13 protein-coding genes and 6 tRNA genes are annotated in these 16081 nt (G+C 35.5%); all 19 read left to right on the top strand.

From position 1 onward, the window contains the following. The 19 genes from nusB (at position 1) to rpoC (ending at position 15906) form a co-directional block, all read left to right on the top strand. Positions 1–396: a transcription antitermination factor NusB gene (gene nusB, locus DQN38_RS06505; protein ID WP_002850137.1), complete on the top strand. Its 396-nt coding sequence runs from the start codon at positions 1–3 to the stop codon at positions 394–396. Continuing rightward, the gene (gene pyrF / locus DQN38_RS06500) at positions 396–1079 is read left to right on the top strand and encodes an orotidine-5'-phosphate decarboxylase (RefSeq protein WP_065843966.1); all 684 of its coding nucleotides are present in this window, start codon (positions 396–398) and stop codon (positions 1077–1079) included. The genes nusB and pyrF overlap by 1 nt, the downstream gene beginning before the upstream one ends. A 57-nt stretch (positions 1080–1136) precedes the next feature. Next, positions 1137–1227 (top strand) — tRNA-Ser (locus DQN38_RS06495). A 127-nt stretch (positions 1228–1354) separates the two neighbouring features. Further along, positions 1355–1915: a superoxide dismutase family protein gene (locus DQN38_RS06490; RefSeq protein WP_011732164.1), complete on the top strand. Its 561-nt coding sequence runs from the start codon at positions 1355–1357 to the stop codon at positions 1913–1915. A 189-nt stretch (positions 1916–2104) separates the two neighbouring features. Continuing rightward, positions 2105–2180 (top strand) — tRNA-Thr (locus tag DQN38_RS06485). A gap of 56 nt (positions 2181–2236) precedes the next feature. Beyond that, positions 2237–2321, top strand: a tRNA-Tyr gene (locus DQN38_RS06480). 8 nt (positions 2322–2329) lie between these two features. Further along, positions 2330–2406, top strand: a tRNA-Gly gene (locus tag DQN38_RS06475). Between the two features lie 138 nt (positions 2407–2544). Next, positions 2545–2619 (top strand) — tRNA-Thr (locus tag DQN38_RS06470). A 75-nt stretch (positions 2620–2694) separates the two neighbouring features. After that, positions 2695–3894 (top strand): elongation factor Tu, encoded by a 1200-nt coding sequence (gene tuf / locus DQN38_RS06465; RefSeq protein WP_002850129.1) that lies wholly within the window; start codon positions 2695–2697, stop codon positions 3892–3894. A gap of 47 nt (positions 3895–3941) precedes the next feature. After that, the gene (rpmG, locus tag DQN38_RS06460) at positions 3942–4109 is read left to right on the top strand and encodes a 50S ribosomal protein L33 (protein ID WP_010401324.1); all 168 of its coding nucleotides are present in this window, start codon (positions 3942–3944) and stop codon (positions 4107–4109) included. A 26-nt stretch (positions 4110–4135) separates the two neighbouring features. Next, positions 4136–4211 (top strand) — tRNA-Trp (locus tag DQN38_RS06455). 13 nt (positions 4212–4224) lie between these two features. Beyond that, positions 4225–4404, top strand: coding sequence for a preprotein translocase subunit SecE (gene secE, locus DQN38_RS06450; protein WP_002850125.1), 180 nt, complete (start codon positions 4225–4227; stop codon positions 4402–4404). Positions 4405–4413: 9 nt separating this feature from the next. Continuing rightward, positions 4414–4944 (top strand): transcription termination/antitermination protein NusG, encoded by a 531-nt coding sequence (gene nusG, locus DQN38_RS06445; protein ID WP_002850123.1) that lies wholly within the window; start codon positions 4414–4416, stop codon positions 4942–4944. A gap of 17 nt (positions 4945–4961) precedes the next feature. Continuing rightward, on the top strand, positions 4962–5387 hold the full coding sequence (gene rplK / locus DQN38_RS06440; protein WP_002850121.1) for a 50S ribosomal protein L11: 426 nt from the start codon (positions 4962–4964) through the stop codon (positions 5385–5387). Between the two features lie 59 nt (positions 5388–5446). Then, positions 5447–6151, top strand: a complete 705-nt coding sequence (gene rplA / locus DQN38_RS06435; protein ID WP_002850119.1) for a 50S ribosomal protein L1 — start codon at positions 5447–5449, stop codon at positions 6149–6151. Positions 6152–6255: 104 nt separating this feature from the next. Continuing rightward, positions 6256–6741, top strand: coding sequence for a 50S ribosomal protein L10 (gene rplJ, locus DQN38_RS06430; protein WP_002850117.1), 486 nt, complete (start codon positions 6256–6258; stop codon positions 6739–6741). 32 nt (positions 6742–6773) lie between these two features. Next, entirely contained in the window at positions 6774–7148 is a 375-nt protein-coding gene (gene rplL, locus DQN38_RS06425) for a 50S ribosomal protein L7/L12 (protein ID WP_002850115.1), read from the top strand. A 99-nt stretch (positions 7149–7247) separates the two neighbouring features. After that, the gene (rpoB, locus tag DQN38_RS06420) at positions 7248–11387 is read left to right on the top strand and encodes a DNA-directed RNA polymerase subunit beta (protein WP_011732163.1); all 4140 of its coding nucleotides are present in this window, start codon (positions 7248–7250) and stop codon (positions 11385–11387) included. Then, positions 11380–15906, top strand: a complete 4527-nt coding sequence (gene rpoC / locus DQN38_RS06415; protein ID WP_111738222.1) for a DNA-directed RNA polymerase subunit beta' — start codon at positions 11380–11382, stop codon at positions 15904–15906. Before rpoB ends, rpoC begins: the two co-directional genes overlap by 8 nt. Positions 15907–16081 lie beyond the last annotated feature (175 nt).

Raw genomic sequence — 16081 nt, 5'->3', positions numbered from 1 at the left:
ATGGCTACTAGACATCAGGTAAGACAGAGTGTTGTAAGCTTGCTTTATGCAAATGAAATGGGCAGTGAGATGGAAGAGTTTTCAAATGAATTTTTAGAAGAAAAAAAGATACGAAATGATCAAAAAAGCTTTACGCTAACTCTTTATAACGGTGTTTTAGACAATTTAAATTTGATAGACGAAGCGTTAGACGCTCATCTTGGAAAGTGGAAACTCGGCGAAATAGGAGCTGTTGAGCGAGCTATACTTAGACTCGGAGCTTATGAAATTAAATTTACTAATACCCAAAGTGCGATAGTGATTAACGAAGCAATTTTGTTGGCAAATGAGCTTGGCTCGGATTCATCTACAAGATTTATAAATGGCGTACTTGATGCTATAAGTAAGGTGAACTAATGAAATTATGCGTAGCATTAGATCTTGTGAACTCTGATGAGTGTTTAAGAGTGGCAAGAGAGCTAAAAGGTCTTGACGTATGGCTTAAAGTCGGACTTAGAGCTTATTTAAGAGATGGTTTTAAATTTATAAATGAACTTAAAAATGTAGATGATTTTAAAATATTTTTAGATCTCAAAGTGCATGATATACCAAATACTATGGCTGATGCTTGTGAGGTTATCTCACAAATAGGCGCAGATATGATAAATATCCATGCAAGCGCCGGAAGAGTTGCTATGAATAGTGTTATGGAGAGATTGTCGAAATTAAATAATCGTCCTTTGGTGTTGGCGGTTTCTGCTCTAACTAGTTTTGATGAAGAGAGTTTTAGTGAGATTTATGCAGCGCATATCAAAGAAAGTGTAGTTAAATTTTCAAAAATTTCTTATGAATGCGGTCTTGATGGAATGGTATGTTCTGTTTATGAGAGCTTAGATATAAAAAATGCTACTAGTAGCAATTTTCTTACTCTTACTCCTGGAATTAGACCTTTTGGCGAGTCAAATGATGATCAAAAGAGAGTAGCAAATTTAAAAACAGCGATGAGCAACAAATCGGATTTTATAGTTGTAGGACGACCTATATATCAATCTAAAAATCCAAGAGAAATTACTGAAAAAATCCTATATAATATAACTTAAAGCTAAATTAAGCATAATATAAGGAATTAAAAAGTATAATTTCATTTCACTTTTTATGGACAGATGGGTGAGCGGCTGAAACCACACCCCTGCTAAGGGTGCAAGTCTTAATCGGGCTTCGAGGGTTCAAATCCCTCTCTGTCCGCCACTACACTTTATATTTATTTAAATCAATAAAAATTATAGTTTAATTAGTTTTAGTATTTCATTAATTTATTCTCTATTTAATAATTACTGTTAAAATTTTCTTATATTTTAAAAATTAAAGGGGATATATGAGTAAAATAAGTTTTATTAGCGCATTGCTAGCTACTGCTTTATTTGGAGCAACTCATGGCGAACAAAGTTCTCCATTAAATAGCTTTGATCCAAAATCCGTAGATCATATCGTTATCAAAATGAGTGCTCTTAGCGCAAATGGAGATAAAAGCGTAGGCGAAGTCGTAGCTATAAATACAGCAGATGGCGTTGCATTTTTTCCTAGACTTTCTGGATTATCTGCACCAGGTATGCATGGATTTCATGTTCATACAAACCCAGATTGCGGATCTAGTGATAAAGGACTTGGTATGAAAGCTGGTGGTCACTGGGATCCTCAAAATACCGGTAAACACTCATTTTCTTGGGATAATGATGGTCATAAAGGAGATCTTCCCGCCTTATATGTAGATACAAACGGAGATGCAAATTATCCGGTTTTATCAACAAAAATTAAAAATATAAATGAGCTAAAAGGACACTCTTTAATGGTTCATTTAGGTGCGGATAATCATAGTGATAGCCCAAAACCTTTAGGTGGAGGCGGTGCTAGACTTGTTTGTGGAGTTATAAATTAATCTAAATTGCAGCCTAGTAATCAATTAGGCTGCTTTAAAATTTAAATTTATATTTAGTACTATTAAATTTGGAATTTTTAAATTTTAAAATAATATTCTTAATATCTTAATTGATTTTTATTAAATTTGTTAAAAACTCTTGACATAGTATAAAAAATAAGATATAATTCCAGCTCACAAGTTAAGGGTGCTGGTGTAGCTCAGTTGGTAGAGCAACTGCCTTGTAAGCAGTAGGTCGGCGGTTCGACTCCGTTCACCAGCTCCATTTATTTTAACAGTGTTTGACCAGATATTTATAGCAATCAAAAAAATTTTATTTAAGGTGAGATACTCAAGCGGCCAACGAGGGCAGACTGTAAATCTGCTGACTTTGTCTTCCGTGGTTCGAATCCACGTCTCACCACCATTGCTATTGCGGGAGTAGCTCAGTTGGCTAGAGCATCAGCCTTCCAAGCTGAGGGTCGCGGGTTCGAGTCCCGTTTCCCGCTCCATTTTGGATTTTGACTGGGAGCTGTATTCTAATTTACTATTCTTTAAATTATACAGTTATTCTAGTTGATTAAGTTATTGGTGTTTGTATTATTTTTGTAAAACTCTGTTTTGCCACACGAAGTTTCTTATTTAGAAACGCTCATATGGCTCAGAGGTAGAGCACTTCCTTGGTAAGGAAGAGGTCGTGGGTTCAAGTCCCACTATGAGCTCCATAAAAGTTAAAATAAGAAAATACATGATATACAAACTTTAAATTTTAAAAGTTAAAATTTATAACGGAGGATACAATGGCTAAGGAAAAATTTTCACGTAATAAGCCACACGTAAACATCGGTACTATTGGTCACGTTGACCACGGTAAAACAACTCTAACAGCTGCTATTTCTGCTGTTCTTTCAAGACGTGGTCTTGCTGAGCTTAAAGATTATGATAATATCGATAATGCTCCAGAAGAAAAAGAGAGAGGTATTACAATTGCTACTTCTCACATTGAGTATGAAACAGAAAATCGCCACTATGCGCACGTTGATTGCCCAGGACACGCCGATTATGTTAAAAATATGATTACAGGTGCTGCTCAAATGGACGGTGCCATACTAGTTGTTTCTGCAGCTGATGGCCCAATGCCACAAACTAGAGAGCACATTTTGCTATCTCGTCAAGTTGGTGTTCCATATATAGTTGTTTTTATGAACAAAGCTGATATGGTAGATGACGCAGAGTTGCTAGAATTAGTTGAAATGGAGATCAGAGAGTTATTAAGCGAATATGACTTCCCTGGTGATGATACTCCTATTATAAGCGGATCAGCACTTCAAGCTCTTGAAGAAGCTAAAGCTGGTAATGATGGCGAATGGTCAGCTAAGATTATGGATCTTATGGCTGCTGTTGATAGCTACATACCAACTCCAGTTCGTGCTACTGATAAAGATTTCTTAATGCCGATTGAAGACGTATTCTCAATTTCTGGCCGTGGTACTGTTGTTACTGGTAGAATTGAAAAAGGTATAGTTAAAGTTGGTGATACTATCGAAATCGTAGGTATTAGAGATACACAAACTACAACAGTTACCGGCGTTGAAATGTTTAGAAAAGAAATGGATCAAGGCGAGGCTGGTGATAACGTTGGTGTTCTTTTACGCGGTACAAAGAAAGAAGACGTTGAAAGAGGTATGGTTCTTTGTAAGCCAAAATCAATTACTCCTCATACTAAATTTGAGGGAGAAGTTTATATCTTGACTAAGGAAGAGGGCGGTAGACATACTCCATTCTTCAACAACTATAGACCACAATTTTATGTAAGAACAACAGATGTTACTGGATCAATCACTCTTCCAGAGGGTACTGAGATGGTTATGCCTGGTGATAACTTAAAAATCACTGTTGAGTTAATCAACCCAGTTGCTCTTGAAGATGGCACAAGATTTGCTATCCGCGAGGGTGGTAGAACTGTTGGTTCAGGTGTTGTTTCTAAGATAATAGCTTAATTTTAATTGCGAGCTTTGGCTCGCATTTAATATAAAAGGGAAATTAAATGGCAAGTGCAAATAGAGTTAAAATAGGTTTGAAGTGTGCTGAATGTAATGATATAAATTACACAACAACTAAAAACAGTAAAACAACAACTGAAAAGTTGGAACTTAAAAAATATTGCCCAAGATTAAAAAAACATACAGTCCATAAAGAAGTTAAGCTTAAATAAGGCATTCTTCTTTACTGTATGCCATTAGGGCAGTAGCTCCAACGGTAGAGCGCCGGATTCCAAATCCGATGGTTGGGGGTTCGAATCCCTCCTGCCCTGCCACAAAAGGTTAGATATGGAAAAATTTATAAGTTATTTTAAATTATCACGAGCAGAAATTGGCAAGGTTATTTTTCCTACCAAAGAACAGATTAGAAATGCGTTTATAACAGTTTTTGCTGTTGTAGCTATAGTTTCTCTATTTTTGGCTTTGGTTGATTTAATAATGTCATTTACTGTATCAAAACTTGCATAAGGATGCAAAATGGCACATAAATGGTATGCTATTCAAACCTATGCTGGTAGTGAGATGAGTGTCAAAAGAGCGATTGAAAATTTAGTCGTTGATCATGGTATAGAAGAGCAACTTTTAGAAGTTGTTGTTCCTACTGAAGATGTGATCGAGATAAAAAATGGAAAACAGAAGATCAATGAAAGAAGTCTTTATCCTGGATATGCTTTTGCACATTTAGATCTAGACACAGCACTTTGGCATAAAATTCAATCTCTTCCTAAAGTCGGTCGCTTTATAGGTGAGTCTAAGAAACCAACGCCTTTAAGCGATAAAGATATCAATTTGATATTAGAAAAAGTTAATAAAAGAGCAGCTCCGAAACCTAAAATTTCATTTGAAACAGGTGAGGTTGTTCGTGTTACCGAAGGTCCGTTTGCTAACTTTAATGGAACGGTTGAAGAGTATGATATGGTTCATGGTAAGCTTCGTTTAAATGTTTCGATATTTGGTAGAAGCACTCCAGTTGAGATTTTATATTCACAAGTTGAAAAGATAGTATAAGTTTAAGGAGAAAGTTTATGGCTAAAAAAGTTGTAGGCGAAATCAAATTACAAATTGCAGCTACAAAAGCAAATCCAAGCCCACCAGTTGGTCCAGCTCTTGGTCAACAAGGTGTAAATATAATGGAGTTTTGTAAAGCATTTAATGAGAGAACAAAAGATATGGCTGGATATAATATTCCAGTTGTTATTACAGTTTATGCGGATAAGAGCTTTACTTTTATCACAAAACAGCCGCCGGCTACAGATCTTATTAAAAAAGCTGCTGGTATCACAAAAGGTGCGGACAATCCGCTTAAAAACAAAGTTGGTCAATTAACAAAAGCTCAAATTCTTGAGATTGTTGATAAAAAAATTGTAGATATGAATACAAAAGATAAAGAGCAAGCAGCTAAGATAATTTCTGGTTCGGCTCGTTCTATGGGAATTACTGTAGTTGATTGATCCTATACCGCTGGGATTTTAAACATTAGTGGTAGCACTTTAAAAATGCGGAGAAATTGATGTCAAAAAAAGTTACTAAAAGATTTTCAGAGTTACTTAAAAAAGTAGATTCTGATAAAATATATACTCTTGATGAAGCAGTAAGTACAGTTAAAACTTTGGCTTCTGCTAAATTTGATGAAACAGTCGAAATAGCTCTTAAACTCAATGTTGATCCAAGACATGCAGATCAGATGGTTAGAGGCTCAGTTGTGCTTCCGGCTGGTACTGGTAAAACTGTAAGAGTAGCAGTTATAGCTAAAGATGCTAAAGCGGATGAGGCAAAGGCTGCTGGGGCCGATATAGTCGGTGCTGAAGATTTTGTAGATGAGATAGCAAAAGGCGTTATAAATTTTGATGTTCTTATAGCTACACCAAATTTAATGGGATTAGTAGGCAAAATAGGTCGTTTGCTTGGACCAAAAGGTCTTATGCCAAATCCAAAAACCGGTACAGTTACAATGGATGTTGCTCAAGCTATAAAAAATGCAAAAGGCGGACAAGTAAATTTCCGTGTTGATAAACAAGGAAATATACATGCTGGACTTGGCAAGGTAAGCTTTAGCAAAGATCAGCTAAATGACAATATATCAGCTTTTATTAAGATGATAAATAAACATAAACCAGCAGCTTCAAAAGGTAGATATATCAAATCTGCTGCGTTGTCATTAACAATGAGTCCATCAATAACTCTTGAGCCACAAGAGCTTATGGATCTTAAATAATTTAAATTTATATCTTAGATTGGAGATAGCCGAGGCGTTTTTCGCTTAATTGAGCTTGTGTTAGCTCTCTCTGCTTGAAATCGCCGGTCGGAAAGGAGAAAAAAGTGACTAGAAATGAAAAAGCCGAGATTATTTCAAACCTTGAAGCTGAATTTAAAACAAGCGATGCTATTGTTGTTTGCGATTATAAAGGTCTTAGCGTTAAGAAACTTGAAGCATTAAGAAATAGCGCTAGAGAGTTAAACGTTAAGGTTCAAGTAGTTAAAAATACTCTTGCAAATATTGCTTTAAATAATTGCGGAAAATCTGGTATGGAGCTTAAAGATACAAATATTTTTGTATGGGGCGAAGATCAATTAGCGGTTACAAAAGTAGTAGCTAAATTTGAAGAGTCAAATAACGAACTATTCAAGATTAAAACAGCTCACATTGATGGTGAAGTTGCTTCTGTTAGCAAAGTTGTCGCTCTTTCTAAAATGCCGTCTCGTGATGAGCTTATTGCAATGCTTTTGCAAGTTTGGAATGCACCGATACAAAACTTTACTATCGGCTTAAATGCGCTTAGAGAGAAAAAAGAGCAAACAGCTTAATTAATTATTAAAATAAAATTAGGAGAATTAAAATGGCAATAACTAAAGAAGATGTATTAGAATTTATTTCTAATCTTTCTGTATTAGAACTAAGTGAATTGGTAAAAGAATTTGAAGAAAAATTCGGCGTAAGCGCTGCTCCTGTTATGGTAGCTGGCGCAGCTGGTGGAGCTGCTGTTGAAGCTGCTGAAGAGAAAACTGAGTTTAATATCGTTCTAGTTGATGCTGGCGATAAAAAAATCAACGTTATCAAAGTTGTTCGCGCTCTTACAGGTCTTGGTCTTAAAGAGGCTAAAGACGCTGTTGAAGGAACTCCATCAGTTCTTAAAGAGGGTGTTAGCAAAGATGAGGCAGAGGCAGCTAAAAAAGAGCTTGAAGAAGCTGGCGCTAAAGTCGAACTTAAATAATTTACTTTTTTTGGAGGAGCAAGAGTTCTTGCTCCTAAAATTGCTTATACCACGTCATTGTGGTTTATTTTCTTTCAAACTATTCCATGAGGTAGTCAAATGCTAAATAGCCTATATTCTGGAAATCGTCTCAGAGTTGATTTTTCAAATGTTGCAAAAGAGATTGATGTTCCAAATTTATTACAATTGCAAAAAAAGAGTTTTGATCATTTTTTAAATCTTGATAATTCACAAACCGAAAGCGGAATTGAAAAAGTATTTAAGTCGATATTCCCAATACATGATCCTCAAAATAGACTTACATTAGAGTATGTCAGCAGCGAAATAAGTAAGCCAAGATATACAGTTAGAGAGTGTATGGAAAGAGGACTTACGTATTGCGTAAATTTAAAAATTAAAATTAGACTGATTGTGCATGACAGAGATGAAAAAACAAGTGAAAAAGTCGGTGTCAAAGATATAAAAGAACAAGAAATTTTTGTACGTGAAATTCCTCTTATGACTGATAGAATTTCATTTATAATAAACGGCGTAGAAAGAGTCGTAGTAAATCAGCTTCATAGAAGCCCAGGTGTTATATTTAAAGAAGAAGAGAGTCCAACTGTAGTAAATAAACTAATATATACAGCACAAATTATACCAGATCGCGGTAGCTGGCTCTATTTCGAATATGACACAAAAGATGTTTTATATGTGCGTATAAATAAAAGAAGAAAAGTTCCTATAACGATTCTTTTTAGAGCGCTTGGATATAAAAAACAAGATATAGTAAAGTTATTTTACCCTATCCAAACATTAAATATAAAAAATAATAAATTTTTAACCATGTTTAATCCGGATGATTTTTCTGGAAGAGTTGATTATGATATAAAAGATGAAGATGGAAATATTTTACATCAAGCAGGAAAGAGACTTACAAAGAAAAAAGCAGATAAGCTTATTGAAGATGGACTCAAATTTGTAGAGTACCCGATAGAAGTTTTGGTAAATAGATATTTGGCTAGTCCAGTTATCGATAAAGAGAGCGGCGAAGTTATTTATGATACTTTAACTCAGCTAGATGAAAATAAATTAGCAAAAATAGTAGCTGAACAAAATAGTATAGAAATAGCAAATGATCTTGCAAGCGGTGTTGATGATGCTATTATTAACTCATTTTTACAAGATTATGAAACGCTAAAATTACTTAAGCAAACTGAAGGCTTAGAAGATGAAAATGACCTGGCTGCTATTAGAATTTATAAAGTTATGCGCCCAGGAGAGCCTGTAGTTAAAGAAGCTGCAAGAACGTTTGTAAATGATCTATTTTTTAACCCAGAAAGATATGATCTTACAAAAGTAGGTCGTATGAAAATGAATCATAAATTAGGTCTTAGCGTTCCTGAGTATGTTACTGTACTTACAAATGAAGATATTATAAAAACTGCTAAATATCTGATAAAAGTAAAAAACGGACAAGGTTATATAGATGATAGAGATCACTTAGGTAACCGTCGTATCAGATCAATAGGCGAGCTTTTAGCAAATGAGCTTCATTTGGGATTTGTGAAAATGCAAAAAGCTATTAGAGATAAATTTACAAGTCTTAGTAATAACGTAGATGAGCTTATGCCTTATGATCTAGTAAATCCTAAAATGATAACTACGACTATTATGGAATTTTTTACAGGCGGTCAGCTCAGCCAATTTATGGATCAAACAAATCCTCTTAGCGAAGTTACGCATAAACGTCGTTTGTCGGCTCTTGGCGAAGGCGGTTTAGTAAAAGAGCGTGCGGGATTTGAAGTACGTGACGTGCATCCGACTCATTATGGTAGAATTTGCCCTGTTGAGACTCCAGAAGGTCAAAATATCGGTCTTATCAACACTCTTTCTACATATGCAAAAGTAAATGATCTAGGATTTGTTGAATCACCTTATAGAAGAGTAATAGACGGTAAAGTCACAAATGAGATTGTTTATTTAACAGCTACTCAAGAAGAGGGTCATATTATAGCTCCAGCTTCAACTGTATTAGATGCAAACGATATTATAAAAGAAGATCTTATAGAAGTAAGGCGAGATGGAGAAATGCTTCTTGCAAAAAGAGAAGACGTAACATTGATAGATCTTTGTAGTGGTATGGTTATGGGCGTTGCCGCTTCTTTGATACCGTTTTTAGAGCATGATGATGCAAACCGTGCACTTATGGGTTCAAACATGCAGCGTCAAGCAGTTCCTCTTCTTAGATCTACAGCACCTATAGTAGGAACCGGTATGGAAGCTATAGTTGCAAGAGACGCGTGGGAGGCTATAAAAGCTAAACGTGGTGGCGTTATAGAAAAAGTTGATAATAGAAACATATTTATTCTTGGTGAAGATGAAAACGGTCCATATATTGATCAATATACTATGGAAAAAAATTTAAGAACTAACCAAAATACAACTTTTAGCCAACATCCTATAGTTAAAAAAGGCGATATGGTAAAATCAGGACAGATAATAGCTGATGGCTCGAGTATGGAAAAGGGCGAGTTAGCCATAGGTAAAAATGCTCTTATAGCATTTATGCCTTGGAATGGTTATAATTATGAAGATGCTATTGTTATGAGTGAGAGAATGATACGCGCAGACGCATTTACTAGCGTTCATATATATGAAAAAGAGATAGAAGCAAGAGAGCTAAAAGACGGTGTAGAAGAGATAACTAGAGATATTCCAAATATGAAAGAAGAAGATCTTATGCACCTAGATGAGAGCGGTATAGTAAAAATAGGCACTCATATCAAACCAGGAATGATTTTGGTGGGTAAAGTTTCACCAAAAGGAGAGGTAAAGCCGACTCCCGAAGAGAGACTTCTTAGAGCAATATTTGGTGAAAAAGCAGGTCACGTTGTAAATAAATCTTTGTATGCCGGAGCTAGTCTTGAAGGTGTGGTTATAGATGTTAAGATATTTACAAAAAAAGGCTATGAAAAAGACGCTAGATCATTTAAAGCATATGAGGATGAAAAGAATATTTTAGAAAAAGAACATCATGACAGACTTTTAATGCTTGATCGTGAAGAGATGTTAAGAGTTACTGCTTTATTATCTAAAAATCCTCTTGAGAGTGAGCTAGAGATCGGTAAAAATAGCTATAAAAAAGGTGATAAGATAAAAAGATCAGATCTTGATAATGTAAATAGATTTACTCTTAACACCTATGTAAAGTGCTTTTCAAAAGAAATTCAAAAAACATATGAAGATATGAAAGCTTATTTTCAAAATGAGAAGAAGAAATTAAAAGACGAGCATGACGCTAAACTTGAAATTTTAGAAAAAGATGATATATTGCCAAGCGGCGTAGTTAAGTTAGTTAAAGTATATTTAGCTACAAAAAGAAAATTAAAAGTAGGCGATAAGATGGCAGGACGTCATGGAAATAAAGGTATTGTATCAAATATAGTTCCGGATGTTGATATGCCGTATCTTCCAAATGGACGTACGGTAGATATAGTTTTAAATCCATTAGGCGTTCCAAGTCGTATGAATATAGGTCAAATTTTAGAAAGCCACCTAGGTTTAGTTGGTATGAAATTAGGAGAGCAGATTGAAGAAATCTTTGAAAATAAAAAAGCCGAATGGATAAAAGAGCTAAGAGCAAAAATGACTGAGATAGCAGATGTATCTCGTCTTATGGATGCTAAAGCTATTTTAAGCAAAATTGATGATGATAAGCTCATAGATTATGCTAGGGACTGGGCTAGCGGGGTTAGATTTGCTACTCCTATTTTTGAAGGTGTTAAAGCTGATGAATTTAAAAAGTTATTTGAGATGGCAAAAATAGATATGGATGGTAAAACCGAACTTTATGACGGACGTACCGGATCAAAGATGGCTGAGCGTGTTAATGTTGGATGTATGTATATGTTAAAACTTCACCACTTAGTTGATGAAAAAGTTCATGCAAGAAGTACCGGACCATACTCTTTAGTAACACAACAACCAGTTGGTGGTAAAGCTCTAAGCGGTGGTCAAAGATTTGGAGAAATGGAAGTTTGGGCACTTGAGGCTTATGGCGCGGCTCATACTTTAAGAGAAATGCTGACTGTAAAATCTGATGACGTAGAGGGTCGTTTAGCTGCTTATAAAGCACTTACTAGAGGAGAAAATGTACCAAGTACTGGTATTCCAGAAACGTTTTTTGTTTTAACAAATGAGCTAAAATCTCTAGCACTTGATGTTGAGATCTATGATGAGGAAGAGAATAATGAGTGAGTTAAAACCTATTGAGATAAAAGAAGATGCAAAACCAAGGGATTTTGAAGCCTTTCAGCTAAGACTCGCTAGTCCAGATCGTATAAAAGCGTGGAGTCACGGTGAAGTTAAAAAGCCTGAAACCATTAATTATCGCACGTTAAAACCGGAGCGCGACGGTCTATTTTGTGCTAAGATATTTGGACCTATAAGGGATTATGAATGTCTGTGCGGTAAGTATAAAAAGATGCGTTATAAAGGAATTAAATGTGAAAAGTGCGGCGTTGAAGTAACTACTTCGAAGGTTCGTCGCTCACGCATGGGGCACATTGAGCTTGTTACTCCTGTAGCACATATTTGGTATGTAAATTCGCTTCCTAGTCGTATAGGCACTCTTCTTGGCATAAAAATGAAGGATTTAGAACGTGTTCTTTACTATGAAGCTTATATAGTAGAAAATCCGGGCGATGCATTTTATGACAATGAAAATAGTAAAAAAGTAGATCTTTATGATGTTTTAAATGAAGAGCAGTACGTATTACTTGAGCAGAAATTTAGTGAAAGTGGTTTTAAAGCTAGAATGGGCGGCGAAGTCATACGTGATTTACTCGCAAGTTTAGATTTAGTATCTATACTTGATCAGTTAAAGATCGAGATAGAAAGTACAAATAGCGAAGCAAAGAAAAAAACTATAGTAAAACGTTTAAAAGTTGTTGAGAGTTTTTTAAATTCAGGTAATCGTCCTGAATGGATGATGATAACAAACTTGCCTGTTTTACCACCTGATTTAAGACCTCTTGTCAGTCTTGATGGTGGTAAATTTGCAGTTTCAGATGTAAATGATCTGTATCGTAGAGTTATAAATAGAAATACTCGTTTAAAAAGACTAATGGAACTTGACGCGCCAGAAATTATTATTCGTAATGAAAAAAGAATGCTTCAAGAAGCAGTTGATGCTCTGTTTGATAATGGTAGGCGTGCAAATGCAGTAAAAGGTGCAAATAAAAGACCGTTAAAATCTCTAAGTGAAATTATAAAAGGTAAACAGGGTCGTTTCCGTCAAAATCTGCTTGGTAAACGTGTGGATTTTTCAGGACGTTCAGTTATAGTTGTAGGGCCAAAGCTTAGAATGGATCAATGTGGGCTTCCTAAAAAAATGGCACTTGAGCTATTTAAACCTCATTTGTTGGCTCGCCTTGAAGAAAAGGGATATGCTACTACTGTTAAACAAGCTAAAAAGATGATCGAAGATAAAACAAATGAAGTTTGGGAGTGCCTTGAAGAGGTAGTTGCAGATCATCCCGTTATGTTAAACCGTGCTCCTACTTTACATAAAATGTCTATTCAGGCGTTTCATCCGGTTTTAATAGAAGGTAAAGCTATTCAGCTTCATCCTCTTGTTTGTTCGGCGTTCAATGCAGACTTTGATGGCGACCAAATGGCTGTGCATGTACCACTTTCTCAAGAGGCTATTGCAGAGTGTAAAATTCTTATGTTAAGTTCGATGAATATCTTACTTCCTGCGAGCGGAAAAGCTGTAACGGTACCTTCTCAAGATATGGTTTTGGGAATTTATTATTTAAGTCTTGAAAAAAATGAAGCCGTTGGAGCTAATAAAATTTTTGCTAGTGTCGATGAGGTAATGATAGCTGTTGAAGCTCACTATCTTGACTTGCACGCAAAGATAAAAACTATGGTAGAAGGACGCACTGTATTTACAACTGCGGGTCGTCTTATTATAAAATCAATACTGCCAAATTTAAAAGAAAACTCTGTTCCAGAATCTATGTGGAATAAAGTTATGAAGAAAAAGGATATTGCTAATTTGGTTGATTATGTTTATAAAAATGGCGGTCTTGAAGTAACAGCCGGGTTTTTAGATAAGCTTAAAAATCTAGGATTTAGATACGCTACAAAAGCAGGGATAAGTATATCTATAGCTGATATTATCATACCTGAGAGTAAATATAGTTATGTAGATGAAGCAAAGAAAAGAGTTAGAGAAATTCAAAATCAATACGGCTCAGGTTTACTAACTGATTCAGAAAGATACAACAAAATAGTTGATATCTGGACAGATACTAACAATAAAGTTGCAGCTGAAATGATGAAACTTATCAAAACAGATAAAAGTGGATTTAACTCTATTTATATGATGGCAGACTCGGGAGCAAGGGGAAGTGCAGCTCAAATTCGTCAGCTTGCTGGTATGCGTGGACTTATGGCAAAACCTGATGGTTCGATCATTGAGACTCCTATCACATCAAATTTCCGTGAGGGACTAAACGTGCTCGAGTATTTCATCTCAACTCACGGTGCTAGAAAAGGTCTTGCAGATACTGCACTTAAAACCGCAAATGCCGGATATCTTACAAGAAAGCTTATCGATGTTGCTCAAAACGTAAAAGTTACTATGGATGATTGCGGTACTCACGAAGGTGTTGAGATAACAGAGATTACTGAAAACGGAGAGCTTATCGAAAGCTTAGAAGAAAGAGTATTAGGTAGAGTTTTAAGTGATGACGTAATTGATCCTATTACTAATGAAATCTTATTTACCGAAGGTACTCTTATAGATGAAGTAAAAGCTAGAACTATCACTGACGCTGGTATAAAATCAGTAAGCATAAGAACTCCTATAACTTGTAAAGCAAGTAAGGGCGTATGCTCAAAATGTTATGGTATAAACCTTGGCGAGGGTAAACTGGTAAAACCAGGAGAGGCCGTGGGCATCATCTCAGCTCAATCAATCGGCGAACCTGGTACTCAGCTTACTCTAAGAACATTCCACATTGGCGGTACCGCTTCAACGGAGCAACAAGATCGTCAAGTAGTGGCTCAAAAAGAAGGATTTATTAGATATTATAATCTTAAAACATATGAGAATAACAATAAATTTATAGTAATAAATCGTCGTAATGCAGCTATATTATTAGTTGAGCCGAAGATAAAAGCTCCGTTTGACGGAGAGATAAATATAGAAGTGGCACACGAAGATATAAATGTTATTATAAAAGGTAAAAGCGATGAGGTTAAGTATGTTTTAAGAAAACACGATTTAGCCAAACCGAATGAGTTAGCCGGAGTAAGCGGTAAAGTTGAAGGTAAGTTCTACATACCTTATATAAAAGGTGATAAAGTCAAGGAAAACGAGAGTATAGTAGAGGTTATAAAAGAGGGTTGGAATGTGCCAAACCGTATTCCTTTTGCTAGTGAAGTAAAAGTAGCTGATGGCGATCCTGTTACTCAAGATATATTATCTGGAGCAAACGGCGTACTTAAGTTTTATATATTAAAAGGTGACTATCTAGAGAGAATTAAAAACGTCAAAAAAGGTGATATGGTTAGTGAAAAAGGATTATTTGTTGTTATCGCCGATGATGACGATAGAGAAGCTGTTCGTCACTATATACCAAGAAATAGCGTTATTAAATTTAATGATAGCGATATAGTAAGCGCAAAAGATACTATAGCAAAACCGCAAGATGGCAGTAAACTTGTAATTGCCGAGTGGGATCCGTACTCAACTCCTGTTATAGCAGAAGAAGCCGGTACAGTCGCTTATGAAGATATAGAGCCTGGATATAGCGTAGCCGAGCAGTATGATGAAGCAACCGGAGAAAGTAGGCTTGTTATAAACGAATATCTACCAAGCGGAGTTAAGCCAACTATAGTTATATCAACTAAAAGCGGAAAACTTATTCGTTATCAGTTGGAGCCTAAGACTGCTATATTTGTAAAAGATGGAGCAGAGGTTTCTAGAGCCGATACTATAGCTAAAACTCCAAAAGCAGTTGCAAAATCAAAAGATATCACAGGAGGTCTTCCTAGGGTTTCAGAATTGTTTGAAGCAAGGCGTCCTAAAAATACAGCTATTATTGCAGAGATTGATGGTACTATCAAATTTGATAAACCTCTTCGCTCAAAAGAACGTATAATAATAATGGCTGAAGATGGCTCAAGCGCAGAGTATCTTATAGATAAATCTCGCCAAATTCAAGTAAGAGATGGTGAGTTTGTGCATGCTGGAGAAAAATTAACCGACGGTTTAGTTAGCAGCCATGACGTATTAAGGATATTAGGTGAAAAAGCATTGCACTATTACTTGATAAGTGAAATTCAACAAGTTTATCGCTCACAAGGTGTTGCTATAAGTGATAAACATATAGAGATTATCGTATCTCAAATGCTGCGTCAAGTAAAAATAGTAGATAGCGGTCACACAAATTTTATCGTAGGCGATATGGTAAGTAGACGTAAATTTAGAGAAGAAAATGATCGTATAATGAAAATAGGTGGCGAGCCAGCAATTGCCGAGCCAGTACTTCTTGGTGTAACAAGAGCTGCTATAGGAAGCGATAGTGTTATCTCAGCAGCTTCTTTCCAAGAGACTACAAAGGTTTTAACAGAAGCAAGTATCGCTGCTAAATTCGACTATCTTGAAGATCTAAAAGAGAACGTTATTTTAGGTCGTATGATACCAGTTGGTACCGGTCTTTATCAAGATAAAAAAGTTAAGATTAAAATAAACGAAGATTAAGCTTTTTTATCAAACAATATCGTTTTAAATTTAAAAAGCATAGATGCAACATTTTGCTGCATCTATGCTTTGTTGCTTCAAATGCTGCTTTATTCATAGACAAATTCAAATTCATATAATATTAAGTAATTTTTTAGTAAAATAAGCTCTTTTTAATAAATTTAGTTGAAAGGAA

This window comes from Campylobacter fetus subsp. fetus (assembly GCF_900475935.1).
Classification (GTDB): domain Bacteria; phylum Campylobacterota; class Campylobacteria; order Campylobacterales; family Campylobacteraceae; genus Campylobacter; species Campylobacter fetus.
The sequence above is the reverse complement of the archived record's forward strand: the minus strand, read 5'-3'. Positions and strand labels throughout refer to the sequence as shown.

What these genes read in the sequence shown, in the direction of transcription:
- tuf (WP_002850129.1), top strand. Translation starts at nt 2,695, where the DNA reads ATGGCTAAGGAAAAATTTTCACGTAATAAGCCACACGTAAACATCGGT.
- DQN38_RS06490 (WP_011732164.1), top strand. Translation starts at nt 1,355, where the DNA reads ATGAGTAAAATAAGTTTTATTAGCGCATTGCTAGCTACTGCTTTATTT.
- nusG (WP_002850123.1), top strand. Translation starts at nt 4,414, where the DNA reads ATGGCACATAAATGGTATGCTATTCAAACCTATGCTGGTAGTGAGATG.
- pyrF (WP_065843966.1), top strand. Translation starts at nt 396, where the DNA reads ATGAAATTATGCGTAGCATTAGATCTTGTGAACTCTGATGAGTGTTTA.
- secE (WP_002850125.1), top strand. Translation starts at nt 4,225, where the DNA reads ATGGAAAAATTTATAAGTTATTTTAAATTATCACGAGCAGAAATTGGC.
- rpoB (WP_011732163.1), top strand. Translation starts at nt 7,248, where the DNA reads ATGCTAAATAGCCTATATTCTGGAAATCGTCTCAGAGTTGATTTTTCA.
- rplL (WP_002850115.1), top strand. Translation starts at nt 6,774, where the DNA reads ATGGCAATAACTAAAGAAGATGTATTAGAATTTATTTCTAATCTTTCT.
- rpmG (WP_010401324.1), top strand. Translation starts at nt 3,942, where the DNA reads ATGGCAAGTGCAAATAGAGTTAAAATAGGTTTGAAGTGTGCTGAATGT.
- rplK (WP_002850121.1), top strand. Translation starts at nt 4,962, where the DNA reads ATGGCTAAAAAAGTTGTAGGCGAAATCAAATTACAAATTGCAGCTACA.
- rplA (WP_002850119.1), top strand. Translation starts at nt 5,447, where the DNA reads ATGTCAAAAAAAGTTACTAAAAGATTTTCAGAGTTACTTAAAAAAGTA.
- rpoC (WP_111738222.1), top strand. Translation starts at nt 11,380, where the DNA reads ATGAGTGAGTTAAAACCTATTGAGATAAAAGAAGATGCAAAACCAAGG.
- nusB (WP_002850137.1), top strand. Translation starts at nt 1, where the DNA reads ATGGCTACTAGACATCAGGTAAGACAGAGTGTTGTAAGCTTGCTTTAT.